General features: G+C 69.6%; 14 protein-coding genes. 8 read left to right on the plus strand and 6 right to left on the minus strand.

The annotated features are described in order from the left end of the window. The first annotated feature begins 110 nt into the window (after positions 1-110). From ACWIHT_RS17970 to ACWIHT_RS18000, 7 genes are all read left to right on the plus strand, one after another. Entirely contained in the window at positions 111-974 is an 864-nt protein-coding gene (locus tag ACWIHT_RS17970) for an MHYT domain-containing protein (protein WP_456169078.1), read from the plus strand. A gap of 40 nt (positions 975-1,014) precedes the next feature. Further along, entirely contained in the window at positions 1,015-3,153 is a 2,139-nt protein-coding gene (gene uvrB / locus ACWIHT_RS17975; protein ID WP_456169079.1) for an excinuclease ABC subunit UvrB, read from the plus strand. Between the two features lie 158 nt (positions 3,154-3,311). Continuing rightward, complete coding sequence (locus tag ACWIHT_RS17980) at positions 3,312-3,890, plus strand: TerD family protein (protein ID WP_019067593.1); 579 nt, start codon at positions 3,312-3,314, stop codon at positions 3,888-3,890. Between the two features lie 50 nt (positions 3,891-3,940). Further along, complete coding sequence (locus ACWIHT_RS17985) at positions 3,941-6,013, plus strand: TerD family protein (RefSeq protein WP_456169080.1); 2,073 nt, start codon at positions 3,941-3,943, stop codon at positions 6,011-6,013. A gap of 234 nt (positions 6,014-6,247) precedes the next feature. Further along, positions 6,248-7,249, plus strand: coding sequence for a TerC family protein (locus tag ACWIHT_RS17990; protein ID WP_456169081.1), 1,002 nt, complete (start codon positions 6,248-6,250; stop codon positions 7,247-7,249). 128 nt (positions 7,250-7,377) lie between these two features. After that, on the plus strand, positions 7,378-7,692 hold the full coding sequence (locus tag ACWIHT_RS17995; protein ID WP_456169082.1) for a hypothetical protein: 315 nt from the start codon (positions 7,378-7,380) through the stop codon (positions 7,690-7,692). Between the two features lie 61 nt (positions 7,693-7,753). Then, entirely contained in the window at positions 7,754-8,857 is a 1,104-nt protein-coding gene (locus ACWIHT_RS18000) for a calcium:proton antiporter (protein ID WP_456169083.1), read from the plus strand. A gap of 5 nt (positions 8,858-8,862) precedes the next feature. On the opposite strand, the gene ACWIHT_RS18005 is transcribed toward ACWIHT_RS18000, so the two are convergent. Continuing rightward, positions 8,863-10,167 carry an MFS transporter gene (locus ACWIHT_RS18005; RefSeq protein ID WP_456169084.1) on the minus strand — a complete coding sequence of 435 codons (1,305 nt, stop codon included), beginning with the start codon at positions 10,165-10,167 and terminating at the stop codon, positions 8,863-8,865. A gap of 140 nt (positions 10,168-10,307) precedes the next feature. Between ACWIHT_RS18005 and aroQ the strand changes: the two genes are divergently transcribed. Next, positions 10,308-10,781 carry a type II 3-dehydroquinate dehydratase gene (gene aroQ, locus ACWIHT_RS18010; protein ID WP_456169085.1) on the plus strand — a complete coding sequence of 158 codons (474 nt, stop codon included), beginning with the start codon at positions 10,308-10,310 and terminating at the stop codon, positions 10,779-10,781. A gap of 25 nt (positions 10,782-10,806) precedes the next feature. Here the strand turns inward: aroQ and ACWIHT_RS18015 are convergent, their stop codons facing one another. From ACWIHT_RS18015 to ACWIHT_RS18035, 5 genes are all read right to left on the minus strand, one after another. Beyond that, a complete protein-coding gene (locus tag ACWIHT_RS18015; RefSeq protein WP_456169086.1) occupies positions 10,807-11,568 on the minus strand; it encodes an amino acid ABC transporter ATP-binding protein in 762 nt (253 codons plus the stop codon). Then, positions 11,565-12,482, minus strand: a complete 918-nt coding sequence (locus ACWIHT_RS18020) for an amino acid ABC transporter permease (RefSeq protein ID WP_456169087.1) — start codon at positions 12,480-12,482, stop codon at positions 11,565-11,567. The genes ACWIHT_RS18015 and ACWIHT_RS18020 overlap by 4 nt, the downstream gene beginning before the upstream one ends. Further along, complete coding sequence (locus ACWIHT_RS18025; RefSeq protein ID WP_456169088.1) at positions 12,479-13,363, minus strand: ABC transporter substrate-binding protein; 885 nt, start codon at positions 13,361-13,363, stop codon at positions 12,479-12,481. Before ACWIHT_RS18025 ends, ACWIHT_RS18020 begins: the two co-directional genes overlap by 4 nt. A gap of 329 nt (positions 13,364-13,692) precedes the next feature. Further along, positions 13,693-14,349, minus strand: coding sequence for an MBL fold metallo-hydrolase (locus tag ACWIHT_RS18030; RefSeq protein WP_456169089.1), 657 nt, complete (start codon positions 14,347-14,349; stop codon positions 13,693-13,695). Between the two features lie 135 nt (positions 14,350-14,484). Further along, positions 14,485-15,171: a maleylpyruvate isomerase family mycothiol-dependent enzyme gene (locus ACWIHT_RS18035; protein WP_456169090.1), complete on the minus strand. Its 687-nt coding sequence runs from the start codon at positions 15,169-15,171 to the stop codon at positions 14,485-14,487. Positions 15,172-15,382 lie beyond the last annotated feature (211 nt).

The raw sequence follows: 15,382 nt of genomic DNA on the forward strand, positions 1-15,382 counted from the left end.
TTCCGGTGGGGGTCATACTCTCTGCGTCGACCCCGACCGTTCCTGCGGTGCTGGGGCTGGGCGGGTTTCAGGAATTTGCGGGACGGAACAGGGCGGAAGGGTTGCTGCGCATGCGGGGCACGGTCGACGGTTTCAGCTACGGACTCGTCACACCGCTGGTGGCCTACCTCATGGCCTGCCTCGGCGGTGCGCTCGGCCTGCGCTGCACCACCAGATCGATGCTCGTGACCCAGTCCTGGAGGCCCGGCTGGCTGGCCCTGGGATCGGCGGCGATCGGTTCCGGCATATGGACGATGCACTTCATCGCGATGATGGGCTTCTCGGTCCGCCAGACACCGATCCACTACGACAAACCGATGACCTTCGCGAGCCTCGCCGTCGCCATCGTCATGGTGGGCGTCGGGATCTTCATCGTCGGCTACCGGGGAGCCAGGGGGACGGCCCTGTTCACCGGCGGCACCCTCACCGGCCTGGGCATCGCCTCGATGCACTACCTGGGCATGGCCAGCATGCGCCTCAACGGAAAGCTCGAATACAACACCTTCACCGTCGCCGCCTCCGTCGTCATAGCGGTCGTCGCCGCGATCAGCGCCCTGTGGGCGGCCGGCCAGGTCCGCGGGTTCCTGTGGAGCGTGGGCGCGAGTCTCGTCATGGGGCTCGCCGTCACCGGCATGCACTACACCGGCATGGCCGCCCTCACCGTCCACGTCCACGGCACGGCCGCGACCACCGACGGGGTCTCCGCCGCGTCACTGCTCGCGCCCATGATGATCGGCCCCCTCGCCTTCCTCCTCCTGGCCGGCGTCGTCGTGATGTTCGACCCGCTGATGGTCATGGGCAAGCCCACCCGGCTCCCCGTCGAGCACAAGCCCGGCGTCCCGGCCGGCGCCGTCGTCCCGCACCCCCGGCGCACCCCGGTCCGCGCCGACCGCGACCTCGGACACCGCGGCTCCCGCACCCCGCAGAACCGCTGATCCGACCCCGTTGTCAGTGGCGGGTCGTACGGTTGGTTCCATGCGGCCCGTTTCCCACATCGAACGCACGGTGGCGCCTTTCGAGGTCGTCAGTTCCTACCAGCCCAGCGGCGACCAGCCGGCGGCCATCGCCGAGCTGGCCCGGCGCGTCGAGGCAGGTGAGAAGGACGTCGTCCTGCTCGGCGCGACCGGCACCGGCAAGTCCGCCACCACCGCGTGGATGATCGAGAAGCTCCAGCGCCCCACCCTGGTGATGGCGCCGAACAAGACCCTGGCCGCCCAACTGGCCAACGAGTTCCGCGAACTCCTGCCGAACAACGCGGTCGAGTACTTCGTCTCGTACTACGACTACTACCAGCCCGAGGCCTACGTCCCGCAGTCGGACACCTACATCGAGAAGGACTCCTCGGTCAACGAGGAGGTCGAGCGCCTGCGCCACTCCGCGACCAACTCGCTGCTCACCCGCCGCGACGTCATCGTGGTCGCCTCGGTCTCCTGCATCTACGGCCTCGGTACTCCGCAGGAGTACGTGGACCGCATGGTCCCCCTCAAGGTCGGCGACGAGATCGACCGCGACCAGCTGCTGCGCCGCTTCGTCGACATCCAGTACACGCGCAACGACCTGGCCTTCACCCGGGGCACCTTCCGCGTCCGCGGCGACACCATCGAGATCTTCCCGGTCTACGAGGAACTGGCCGTCCGCATCGAGATGTTCGGCGACGAGATCGAGGCCCTCTCCACCCTCCACCCGCTGACCGGCGAGATCATCAGCGAGGACGAGCACCTCTACGTCTTCCCGGCCTCCCACTACATCGCGGGCCCCGAGCGCATGGAGCGGGCCGTCAACGACATCGAGAAGGAACTCGCCGAGCGGCTGGCCGAGATGGAGAAGCAGGGCAAGCTCCTGGAGGCCCAGCGCCTGCGGATGCGGACCACGTACGACCTGGAGATGCTCCGCCAGATCGGCTCCTGCTCCGGCGTCGAGAACTACTCGATGCACTTCGACGGCCGCGAGCCCGGCTCCGCGCCGAACACCCTGATCGACTACTTCCCCGAGGACTTCCTGCTCGTCATCGACGAGTCGCACAACACGGTCCCGCAGATCGGCGCGATGTACGAGGGCGACGCCTCCCGCAAGCGCACCCTCGTCGACCACGGCTTCCGACTGCCCTCCGCCCTGGACAACCGCCCCCTGAAATGGGAGGAGTTCCAGAAGCGCATCGGACAGACGGTCTACCTGTCGGCGACCCCCGGCAAGTACGAACTCTCGCGCGCGGACGGCACCGTGGAGCAGATCATCCGCCCCACCGGCCTCATCGACCCCGAGGTCGTCGTCAAGCCCACCGAGGGCCAGATCGACGACCTGGTGCACGAGATCCGCAAGCGCACCGAGAAGGACGAACGCGTCCTGGTCACCACCCTCACCAAGAAGATGGCCGAGGACCTCACCGACTACTTCCTCGAACTCGGCATCCAGGTCCGCTACTTGCACAGCGACGTCGACACCCTGCGCCGCATCGAGCTGCTGCGCGAGCTGCGCTCCGGGGAGTTCGACGTCCTGGTCGGCATCAACCTCCTCCGTGAGGGCCTCGACCTGCCCGAGGTGTCCCTGGTGGCCATCCTGGACGCCGACAAGGAGGGCTTCCTGCGCTCCGGCACCTCCCTGATCCAGACCATCGGCCGCGCGGCGCGCAACGTCTCCGGCCAGGTCCACATGTACGCCGACCGGATCACCCCGGCGATGGAGAAGGCCATCGAGGAGACCAACCGCCGCCGGGAGAAGCAGGTCGCGTACAACACGGAGCGCGGCATCGACCCCCAGCCGCTCCGCAAGAAGATCAACGACATCGTCGCGCAGATCGCCCGCGAGGACGTCGACACGGAGGAGTTGCTCGGCTCGGGCTACCGCAAGAACAAGGACGGCAAGGGCGCGAAGGCCCCTGTGCCCGCGCTCGGGGGCAAGGCCGCGAAGGGCGGCAAGTCCGCCAAGGGCAAGGCGAAGGACGGGGTGCCGACCGACCGCCCCGCGGCCGAACTCGCCGAGCAGATCGAGGAGATGACGCAGCGCATGCGCGCCGCCGCCGCCGACCTGCAATTCGAGGTCGCGGCCCGGCTGCGCGACGAGGTGCACGAGATGAAGAAGGAGCTGCGTCAGATGAAGGAGGCGGGCATCGCCTGACCCCCTCGGGGGAGTGCCGGACCTCGGGATATGCGCTCTGTGTTGCAAGACCGACACAAAGTCCGATGCGGGGTTCGGCACTGTCAGTGCCGCTGCGTAGGGTTCTGGGCAGCCGCGGATTCCACGGCAACAGGGGACAGTTCGAGAGGGGAACAGCCGTGACCGTCAACATGACCAAGGGTCAGGCCATCAGTCTTGAGAAGAACGACGGGACCGGCCTGACCGCGGTGCGCATGGGTCTCGGCTGGCAGGCGGCACCCCGACGCGGTCTGTTCGGCTCGCGCACCCGGGAGATCGACCTCGACGCGTCCGCGGTGCTGTTCGCCGACAAGCAGCCGGTCGACGTGGTGTTCTTCCGCCACCTGGTGAGTGACGACGGCTCCGTCCGGCACACCGGTGACAACCTCGTCGGCGGTGTCGGCCAGGGCGGCGACGACGAGGCCATCCTCGTCGACCTCGCGCGCGTGCCGGTCCACATCGACCAGATCGTCTTCACCGTGAACTCCTTCACGGGGCAGACCTTCCAGGAGGTGCAGAACGCGTTCTGCCGCCTGGTCGACGAGACCAACGGCCAGGAGCTGGCCCGCTACACCCTCGCGGGCGGCGGCCAGTACACGGCCCAGATCATGGCGAAGGTCCACCGCACCGGCTCCGGCTGGACACTGACGGCCCTCGGCACACCGACCAACGGCCGCACCTTCCAGGACCTGATGCCGGCGATCCTGCCGCACCTCTAGGGCGGCCCGGCGCACACGACACGACACGGCTGAGCAGGGGGACGAGAGCGATGGCGGCCGAGCTGGTGCGAGGGCAGAACCACCCGCTCTCCCAGATGCGTCTGGAGATCCGGGTCGCGGCCGGCAAGCCGGTCGTGGCCGCCGCCACGCTCGGCGACGAGCGCGGCAGGACCCACGGCGTGGAGTGGGTGGCCCACCCGGGCACACCCACCCTGCCCGGCCTTGAGGTCTCCAAGCAGGCCGCCGCCGACCACCGCCTCGCGGTGGACCTCGGCGCCATGCCGGAGGCCGTCCACCGCGTCAGCGTGTTGCTCGCGCTGCCCCTCGGCGCCGACGGCCCCGCCCGCTTCGGGGCCGTCGCCGCACCCTTCGTCGCGGTCACCGGCCTCGACGGCACCGAGGTCGCCAGCTACACGATCACCGGCCTGGACGCCGAATCGGCCGTCGTGGCCCTGGAGTTGTACCGCAGACAGGGCGCCTGGAAAGTGCGCGCCGTCGGCCAGGGCTACGCGGGCGGCCTGGCCGAACTCCTCACCGACCAGGGCCTGCCCCAGGCCGCCCACCTCGCGGGCGGCATCAACGAAGCGGTGGCCCGGGGCCTGGCCCGATCCGTGGCAACGCCCCCACCCCGCACCACGGACGGCGACCGCACCCGCCAGACGGCCACACCGGGAATCGGCCCCGAGGCGAGCGGCGCCACGGCGCAGGGCACACCCGGCGCTGTCGCTCCGCAACCGACCTCGCCCTACGACGCGCAGGGCGCCCCCAGCGCCGTAGCACCGCAACCTACGTCTCCGTACGGTCCGCAGGGCACCCCGGGTGCCGTGGCGCCGCAGTCCGGATATCCCGGTGCGGGCGCGCCCGCGGATCCCGCCGCCCAGGCCGCCGCTCCCGCTACCGGTGGGCCGATCGACTACAGCCACCCGCGTCGGGGGACCGGGGCGCCTCCGTCGCCCGCGCCGACCGCGCCCCCGGCTCCGCCCGGACAGGCCGCGCAGCCCGTCGCCGGTGACGCGACCGGGTGGTCGATGGAGGAACGGCTCTACAACCAGGTGTGGGGCATGTTCGAGGACCTGGCCCGCACCATGGCCGCATACCGCAGCGCGGTCGACTTCGCCGACTCGCGGATGGAGAAGGAACTCGACCAGGCGCTGTCCGACCCGCGCAGCCGGATCGGCGGTCAGGGCGACGCGGCCCGTGAGGCGGCCCAGGCCAAGCACGCCCAACTCGTCGACCAGGCGCGGGCGGCCCTCGACCGGGACCTCGCCCAGCTGGCCGCCGAGTCCGAGGTGGTCGAACCCGCGCTCCCGCTGGCCTTCGCCGGCTGGGACAACCCCGTCTGGCACGGCTACCGCGTCCCGATGGAGATCCCCATGGCCCTGCGCCTGGGCGACCTCCATCTCCCGGAGAGCCCCGACCTGCGCATCCCGATGCTGGTCCGGCTGCCGTTGGAGCGCGGTCTGTGGATCGACAGCGGTGGCGGGGAGTCCTTGGACGGCTCGTTCGCCGATTCGCACGAGCTGCGGCGCCTCGCGCTCGACACGGCCGTGGCGCACGCGGCCCGGCTGCTGGCCGTCTATCCGGTGGGCGAGTTCGCCGTGCACGTCATCGACCCGGCCGGTTCGGCGGCGCAGGCGCTGGTCCCCCTGGTGCACACCGGCGTGCTCGCGGCGCCGCCCGCCGTGGGGGCCGCCGGGGTCGCGGACGTGCTGGCCCGGCTCACCCAGCGAGTGGACCTGGTGCAGATGGCGGTGCGCGGCGGGGCCGCCGACTCACTCCCGCCCGGCCTCGACACGGCCGAACAGCTGCTGATCGTCAACGACTTCCCGCACGGCTTCGACGACCGTGCTGTGACCCAGCTGCGCTATCTCGCGGACGAGGGCCCGGCCGTCGGCGTCCATCTGATGATGGTCGCGGACCGTGAGGACGCGGCGGGCTACGGTCCGTTGCTCGACCCGCTCTGGCGTTCGCTGATGCGACTCACCCCGCTGCCCGACGACCATCTCGCCGACCCGTGGGTGGGTCATGCCTGGACGTACGAGCCCTCGCTCGTGCCGCCCGGCAGCCAGGTGCTCCAGCGGGTGCTGACCGAGGTCGCGACGGCTCGTACCAAGTACAGGTAAAGGGCTCTCACCTGCTGGTTTGTCTTTCTTTTGCCAATCTCTTTACCTTTCCTTGGTGATTGGGGTAGTCTTCTCCGTACGGAGGGGAGTACTCCCTATCTGCTGCGGCGTACCCGTCAATACGGATCAGGCCAGATCCCGGGGCGTCGGCCCTGGACGCCCGTCCAAGGTGGAAGAGACCTCCGGTAGCGACGACGCTGACCATTTGCCGTTAATACCGCCGGAGGAGCAGTAGTGGATGTTTCCGTGACCCTGTGGGTCCTGACCATCGTGGGGCTGGCCGCCCTCATCGCCGTCGACTTCTTCATCGGCCGCAAGCCGCATGACGTGTCGATCAAGGAAGCCGGAATCTGGACCGTCGTCTGGATCGCCCTCGCCGGACTCTTCGGACTCGGCCTGCTCGTCTTCGGAGGCGGCCAGGCCGGTGGCGAGTTCTTCGCCGGATTCATCACCGAGAAGTCGCTGAGCGTCGACAACCTCTTCGTCTTCGTCCTGATCATGGCGAAGTTCGCCGTGCCCTCGCAGTACCAGCAGCGGGTGCTGCTCGTCGGCGTCCTCATAGCCCTGGTCCTGCGGGCCATCTTCATCGCGGCCGGCGCGGCCGTCCTCGCCAACTTCGCGTGGGTCTTCTACATCTTCGGCGCCTTCCTCATCTGGACCGCCTGGAAGCTCATCCAGGAGGCCCGGACCGACGAGGAGGACGAGGAGTTCGAGGAGAACAAGCTTCTCAAGGCCGCCGAGCGCCGCTTCGGCGTGGCCGACCGGTACCACGGCACCAAGCTGTGGATCCGGGAGAACGGCAAGCGGGTCATGACCCCGATGCTGGTCGTGATGCTCGCCATCGGTACGACGGACGTGCTGTTCGCCCTCGACTCCATCCCCGCGATCTTCGGCCTCACCCAGGACCCGTACATCGTGTTCACGGCCAACGCGTTCGCCCTGATGGGCCTGAGGCAGCTGTACTTCCTCATCGGCGGCTTGCTCAAGAAGCTGGTCCACCTCAGCTACGGCCTGTCGGTCATCCTCGGCTTCATCGGCGTCAAGCTGGTGCTGCACGCGCTGCACGAGTCCGGGGTCCATGTCCCGGAGATCTCCATCCCGGTCTCCCTCGGTGTGATCTGCGGTGTCCTGATCGTCACCACGATCACCAGCCTGATGGCCAACAAGAAGACCGCGGCGGCCGAGGCGGCGCGGACGGGGACCGAAGGCGCCCCGAAGGACAGCATCGACGCCTGACCAAGCCCGACGTAGGAACGACAAGCACCGGGAGCACCGCACCATGAATTGCCGACCACCGCTCCCGGTGCTTCGTTGGATACCGAGCGCCCCCGCCCCGGGGGTGGCACGGCCGGGTGGAGGCCTTCATGGACGCAGCGATGAAGTTCGTGCAGATCGTGGACTTCGAGACCGACCGCTTCGACGAGATGCGGGCGGTGGCGGAGGAGGCGGACAAGCGCTTCGCGGGCCGGGCCGGCGGACCGACGCACCGCCTCGTGCTGCGCGACCGGAACAATCCCGGCCATGTCCTGGTCGTGATCGAGTTCGACTCGTACGACGACGCCATGCGCAACAGCAACGATCCCGGTACCACCGAATTCGCCCAGCAGATGGCCGCGCTGTGTACCAGGCCGCCGTCCTTCACCGACTGCGACGTCCTGGACATGACCGAGTTCAAGTAGTGCGCGACGGGCTCCGAGGCGCCGGAGTGCGGGGCCCGTACGCCTCTGCGAGGATCTCTTCATGATCACTCGGCTCAGGTCGCTCACCACCCGGTGGACGACCTTCGTACCGGTGCTCGCAGCCGTCCTGCTGATCTTCACCTGGGGGCGCAAGGACCTGCCCGGCGTCGTCGTCGCCCTGGTGACCCTGGTCCTCGCCGGGGCCGTCCTGGCCGCGGTGCACCACGCCGAGGTCATCGCCCACCGCGTCGGCGAACCCTTCGGCTCCCTGGTCCTGGCCGTCGCCGTCACGATCATCGAGGTCGCCCTGATCGTCACCCTGATGGCCGACGGCGGCGACAAGAGCTCGACCCTCGCCAGAGACACCGTCTTCGCGGCCGTCATGATCACCTGCAACGGCATCGTCGGCCTGTGCCTCATCGTCGCCTCCCTGCGCCACGGCACGGCGGTCTTCAACCCCGAGGGCACGGGTGCCGCCCTCGCCACCGTGGCGACCCTGGCCACGCTCAGCCTGGTCCTGCCGACCTTCACCACCAGCAAGCCGGGCCCGGAGTTCTCCGGCGCCCAGCTCACCTTCGCCGCACTGTCCTCACTCGCCCTGTACGGCCTCTTCGTGGCCACGCAGACCGTGCGGCACCGCGACTACTTCCTGCCGATCTCCCGGCAGGGTGCGGTGATCACCAAGGACCACCACGCGGACGCGCCGTCCGCCCGCACCGCCCTGATCAGCCTGGGCCTGCTCGGCCTCGCCCTGATCGGTGTCGTAGGACTGGCCAAGGGCGTCTCGCCGACCATCGAGTCCGGCGTCGAGGCCGCCGGGCTGCACCACGCCGTGGTCGGCGTGATCATCGCGCTGCTCGTGCTGCTCCCCGAGACCATCGCCGCCCTGCGTTCCGCCCGCCGCGACCGGGTGCAGACCAGCCTCAACCTCGCGCTCGGCTCGGCGATGGCCAGCATCGGCCTCACCATCCCCGCCGTCGCGCTGGCGTCCATCTGGCTCTCCGGGCCGCTCGTCCTCGGCCTCGGCTCGACCCATATGGTGCTGCTCGCCCTGACCGTGGTGGTCAGCTCCCTGACCGTGGTGCCGGGACGGGCGACACCGCTCCAGGGCGGGGTCCATCTGGTGCTGTTCGCGGCGTACTTGGAGCTGGCGATCAACCCGTAGCCGGGTCACCCGGTGGCCGGCGCGGGGACCGCCACCCGCACCGGCCGTGTCTCCGGCAGCAGTGCGAAACAGCCCAGGCTGAACAGCGCGACCCCCGTCAGATAGGCGCCCACACTCCAGGGAACGCGCCCGCTGTGCTCGGCGAGCGCCGTCGCCACGATCGGAGTGAGGGCGCCGCCGAGGACCCCGCCGAGGTTGTAGCCCACGGCGGCGCCCGTGCAGCGCACCCGCGGCTCGTACAGCTCCGGCAGATACGCGCCCAGCACGGCGAACATCGTCACGAACGCGAGCAGCGCCCCCAAGAAGCCGAGGAACATCAGCAGCGGTGCTCCCGTGGCGAGCAGCGCGACCATCGGGAACATCCACAGCGCGGCGGCCGCGCACCCCAGCAGACACAGCGGTCTGCGCCCGTAGCGGTCGCTCAGCAGCGCCACCAGCGGGGTCAGCGAGCCCTTCACCACCACGGCGGCCATGATGCAGGCCAGCATCTCGGTACGGCCGACCCCGAGCCGCTCGGTGCCGTAGGCGAGGGACCAGGTCGTCACCGCGTAGAAGATGGCGTACCCCACCGACAGTGCCCCGGCGGTCAGCAGGACCAGCCGCCAGTGTTCGCGCACGACCTCGGCGAGCGGCACGCGCGCGTGGTCGTCGATTTCGAGGAACCGGGGGCTCTCCGCGAGCGACGAACGCAGCCACAGCCCGCCCAGGGCCAGCACCCCGGCCACCCAGAACGGCACCCGCCAGCCCCACTGCGCGAACTGCGCGTCGGTCAGGGTCGCCGACAGCGTCAGCATCACGCCGTTGGCCAGCAGGAACCCCACCGCGGGACCGATCTGCGGAAAGCTCGACCACAGTCCGCGCCGCCCGGCCGGCGCGTGCTCGGCGGTCAGCAGCACCGCCCCGCCCCACTCGCCGCCCAGCCCCAGCCCCTGGAGAAAGCGCAGCACCAGAAGGAGCACGGGAGCGGCCACCCCGATCGAGCCGTACGACGGTACGCAGCCGACCGAGACCGTCGAGCCGCCGGTCAGCAGCAGTGAGGCGACGAGCACCGGCCGCCGCCCACGCCGGTCCCCGAAATGCCCGAACAGGATCGAGCCCAGCGGCCGCGCCACGAAGCCCACACCGAACGTCCCGAAAGCGGCCAGCGTCCCCGCCACCGGCGAGAACGTCGGGAAGAACAGGGGCCCGAGGACCAGGGCCGCCGCCGTGCCGTACACGAAGAAGTCGTAGAACTCGATCGCGGTGCCGGCGAGTGAGGCGGTCGCGAGGCGGAGCATGGACGGGGTGCTTACGGTGGGTGCATCACGCATGCCGCGTCAACTACCCACAGTGAACGTCGGTTACGGGGGCGCGCGGTGGTGCGGAGGCGGCGTGATAGACCGGGTCCGAGCAGCGGCCGTCGACCGGCGGCCCCGCCTGCGACGACATGTCCGAACGGACCGGAGGAACCGTGCCCCGCACCCTGGCCAACGCCCCGATCATGATCCTCAACGGCCCCAACCTGAACCTCCTCGGCCAGCGCCAGCCGGAGATCTACGGCTCCGACACACTCGCCGACGTCGAGACCCTGTGCGTCGAGGCGGCGGCCGGGCACGGCGGCACGGTGGACTTCCGGCAGTCCAACCACGAGGGCGAGTTGGTCGACTGGATCCACGAGGCGCGGCTCAACCACTGCGGCATCGTGATCAATCCGGGGGCGTACTCGCACACGTCCATCGCGATCCTGGATGCCCTCAACACCTGTGACGGGCTACCGGTGTTGGAGGTCCACATCTCCAACATCCACCAGCGCGAGTCGTTCCGGCACCATTCGTACGTCTCGCTGCGTGCCGACGGTGTCATCGCGGGGTGCGGGGTGCAGGGGTACGTGTTCGGCGTGGAGCGGGTCGCCGCGCTGGCGGGCGCGGGGAAGGCCGACGCGTAAGCACCGGCCTCCTGGTTCACGCCCCTTACAGCCGGCCCGCCTCCACGATCCGGCGCAGGAAGCGCTGCGTGCGCTCCTGCTGCGGGTCGCCGAAGATCTGCTGGGCGGTGCCGCGCTCCAGGACCACACCCCCGTCCAGGAAGCACACCTGGTCGGCGACGTCCCGGGCGAAGCCCATCTCGTGCGTGGCCAGCACCATGGTCATGCCCTCGTCCTTCAAGTCCCGGACGACGGCGAGCACTTCACCCACCAGCTCGGGGTCGAGCGCGGCGGTGATCTCGTCGAAGAGCAGCAGTCGCGGCCGTACGGCAAGGGCCCGCACGATCGCGACCCGCTGCTGCTGACCGCCGCTGAGCCGGTCCGGGTAGGCGCCCGCCTTGTCCCCGAGCCCGAGCCGCTCCAGCAGCTCACGCGCGTGTGCCTCGGCCTCCGCGCGGGACGCGCCGTGCACCCGGCGCGGGGCGAGGGTGATGTTCTCCAGGACCGTCATGTGCGGGAACAGGTTGTACGCCTGGAACACCACGCCGATACGGCGCCGTATCGCGTCCTGGTCGACGCGCGGGTCGGTGATCTCCTCGCCGTCCAGCCAGATCGCGCCGTCGTCGATGTCCTCCAGGAGGTTCGCGCACCGCAGCAGCGTCGACTTGCCGGAGCCGGACGCGCCGATCAGCGCGGTCACGGTGTGCTGCGGGACCTCCAGGTCGACGTCCCGCAGGACGACGGACGTACCGAAGGTCTTGCGGACGGACTCCATGCGCAGCACGGGGGAAGTGTCGTCGGTGCTCATGTCGTGCCTCCCTGGGCGCGCTGCCGGTCCATCCTGGCCGTCACCCAGTCCGTGAAGCGGGTCATCGGGATGGTCAGCGCCACGAAGACGAGCCCGGCGACGATGTACGGCGTGTAGTTGAGGGCGCGCTGCGCGATGATGTCGGACGCCCGTACGGCGTCGATCGCGCCGCCGATCGACACGAGCCCGGTGTCCTTCTGGAGGGACACCAGATCGTTCAACAAGGGCGGCACCTGCCGGCGTACGGCCTGGGGGAGTACCACGTGCCGCAGCGCCTGCCGGTTGGTCAGGCCCAGCGAGCGGGCCGCCGCGCGCTGCGAGGGGTGGATGGACTCGATGCCCGCGCGGAACACCTCGGCGACGTACGCCGAGTACGTCAGCACCAGCGCCGTACCGCCCAGCCACACGGGGTCGACGGTCACACCCTGGAGGCGCAGGGCGGGCACTCCGAAGACGACGATCATCAGGTTGATGATGAGCGGCAGCCCGCGGAAGAAGTCCGTGTAGGCCGCCGCCAGCACCCGCAGCGGGAAGAACACCGGCCCGCGCAGGGTGCGCGCGATGGCGATCAGCATCCCCAGGACGAGCACCAGGACACCGCAGATCAGCAGCAGCCGGATGTTCAGCCACAGCCCTTCGAGGACCTTGGGAAACGCCTCGCGCGCGTAGTGCCCGTCGAAGAACGTCTCCTTGGTGCGCTCCCAGCCCGGCGCGCTGACCACGACCAGGTACAGGACGACGGCCGTGACCAGGGTCGACACCGCGGCGATCGCGGTCGCGCGACGGGCACGCGCGCGTTTGTGACGTTCGCGCTCCAGGCGCCGCTCCGAGGGGACGTACGTGTCGCCCCCGCCGGGCATGTCGCCCTTGTCGTCCGAGCCCTCCTGGCCCGACTCGTCCTTCACCACGGTCACTTGAGGACCGGGGCGTCGACGGCGTCGGACAGCCACTGCTTCTCCAGCGCCGCCAGGGTGCCGTCCTTGCGGAGGGCATCCACGGCCGACGTCACGCACGACGTGAGGTCACTGCCCTTGTCGAGGACGAGCCCGAACTGCTCCGGCGTGCCGCCCTGGTTCTCGAACTGGCCGACGATCTTGGCGTTGGTCACCTCGGCCGAGGTGATGTAGAAGGCGGTCGGCAGGTCGACGACGATCGCGTCGACCTGGCCGTTCTTGAGCGCGGACACGGCCTGGTCGTTCTTGGAGAACGCGGCCTCCTGCTGCGTCGGCTTCACCACGTCGCTGATGTAGTTCAGGCTCGTGGTGCCGACCTGGGCGCCCAGCTTGAGGCCCTTCAGGCCCGCGATGGTCGTCGCCTTGGCGGCCTTGCTGCCCTTGAGCGCGATGACGGCCTGGCGCACGTCGTAGTAGCCGGACGAGAAGTCGACGGCCTTCTTGCGCTCGGCGCTGATCGACACCTGGTTGATGTCGAAGTCGAAGGTCTTCACCCCGGGCGCGAAGGCCTTGTTGAAGGGGACGCTCTGCCAGACGACGGCGCTCTTGTCGTAGCCGAGCTGCTTCGCCACGGCATAGGCGACCGCCGACTCGAAGCCCTTGCCGTTGGCCGGCTTGTCGTCCTCGAACCAGGGCTCGTACGCCGGTTCGTCCGTCGCGACCGTCAGCTTGCCGGAGGTCTGGGTGGCCAGCTTGCCCTTGGCGCAGGTGGTCCCGGCCGACGTGGAGGCCTGGTCGGAGGCCTTGTCCTCCGGTTGCGGAGCACAGCCGACGGCGGTGGCGAGGAGGGCTATGGTGACGGCGGCTATCGCGCGACTCGGTACGCGAGGGGCAAGGTGCATGGCGGGAGAGTGACAGCCAAACGTCCTGTTTGTCGAGGTCACAGCCTTGAATGTCCGCATATTGGGAACGGGCGTTGCGTTCTTGTGAACAGTTCCTGTGCGATCACGCCCGGGACGCGTTTGCCGGGGCCGCCGGTCGAGGGCGGGGATCGATGGACCGGCGGCCCATCCGCGCAGGAGCCGTCGTCCTGAGCGGGGCTGCTTCCAGTTGACCGCGCAATCATGTGTGCCGGGAGCGCGCGTACGACACCGGCGCGTGCGAAGGATTCACACGGGGCGCGCGTGAACCGCTTCACGCGCCCCGTGGTTCACCACCCGCGCCCCGTGGTTCACCACCCGCGCGCGTGCCACTCCGGCAGATGCGGGCGTTCCGCGCCCAGCGTCGTGTCGTTGCCGTGACCCGGGTAGACCCAGGTCTCGTCCGGGAGCGCGTCGAAGATCTTCGCCTCGACGTCGTGGATCAGACTGGCGAACGCCTCGGGATCCTTACGGGTGTTGCCCACACCACCCGGGAACAGACAGTCCCCGGTGAACACATGAGGATGCCCGTGCGGGTCGTCGTAGACGAGCGCGATCGAACCCGGCGTATGACCCACCAGGTGGCGCGCGGTCAGCTCCACCTGCCCCACCCGGATCCTGTCGCCGTCGTCGACCAGGACGTCGGTCGGCACCGGGACGCCGTCGGCGTCCTCGCGCCCCGCGTATGTACGCGCGCGCGTGGCCGTCACGACCTCGGCGAGCGCCTGCCAGTGGTCGCCGTGCTGGTGGGTGGTGACGACGGACGCGATGCCGTCGTCACCGATCGTGCCGAGCAGGGTCTCCGCGTCGTTGGCCGCGTCGATCAGCAACTGCTCGTCCGTGGCCCGACAGCGCAGCAGATACGCGTTGTTGTTCATGGGTCCGACCGCGATCTTGGTGATCATCAGGTCCGTGAGTTCGTGCACATCCGCCGGTCCACCGACCGTGACCTCGCCGCTGTACGTCATGACGGTCAGCCTAATCCGTTTCCGGAGGACGTTCCGAAGTGGCCGATGTCTCCCGGACGTTCGGGTGCGGAACCGGGACGCCTTGTGCACGGTAGGGCTGGAGGCGTACAGCGGGCGAAGCGCCGGCCCGGAGGCTTATAGCGGCGGAAGCGTCGGCAAGGAGCCGCCGTCGACCGTCAGGCCGGACCCGTCGCGGCGGCCGCAGAGCCAGCCGAGCAGATCCGCCGGGCTGCCGGTGACCGTGACTTCGGGCTTCTCGGCGGCCCGGCCCGTGCTCCACGCGCGCGTGCCGTCCGAAAGGTGCGTCGACGCCACTTCGGGGTGCCCGGTGAACCGCTCGGCGAGGAAGTCGATCTCCCGTTGGGTGAACTCCTCGGGCAGGTTCTCCAGTTCGTATCCGATGCCCAGGTCCACGTGGTGCAGTTCGACCTCGCCCCACCGCCGGAACGGCACGTTCGACGCGGTGTCGACGACCCCGTTGCGCAGCTCCACTTGGCGCGACCAGTCCGCCGGAGCCGCGCCCACCGCCTGGAAGCGGCCCCCGCTCTCGCGCACATCGGCGAGCTGGGCGTCGAGCGGGCGCGGGGCGTCGCGCTCGATGTCGGCGTCACGGACGCTCGCCGTCGCGTACATGGGGCGCCCTTCGAGGACGTTCACGAGGGCGTCCGCGTTGCGGGCGATGTGGGCGAGGACGTGATTGCGGCTCCAGCCGGGAAGCCGTGACGGCTCGGCGGCCGAGGCGTTGTCCAGTGCGGCGGCTGCGGTGAGGAGCCGTTCGGTCGCGTCATGTACAGAGGCCAGGTCATGAGCGTGATCAATCATGCTGCTGACCCTAGTCCCGCCACACCTTTGGGTGAAGGTGGTGAAGCAGTGCCGTAAATCGAATGCACGTGCTATATCGTCGGGTGCGGCGTCGGGCATGCTGGAAGGCCGGAGGTTGTTATGCCTCGGCCGGGATTCCGACCGGCGTTGTCAGTGGCTCCCCCTAGTCTGAGAACGACGGGGGCCCCGCCCCTGTCACTTCTCTCAAGAA

The organism is Streptomyces sp. NPDC002276, from assembly GCF_053891435.1.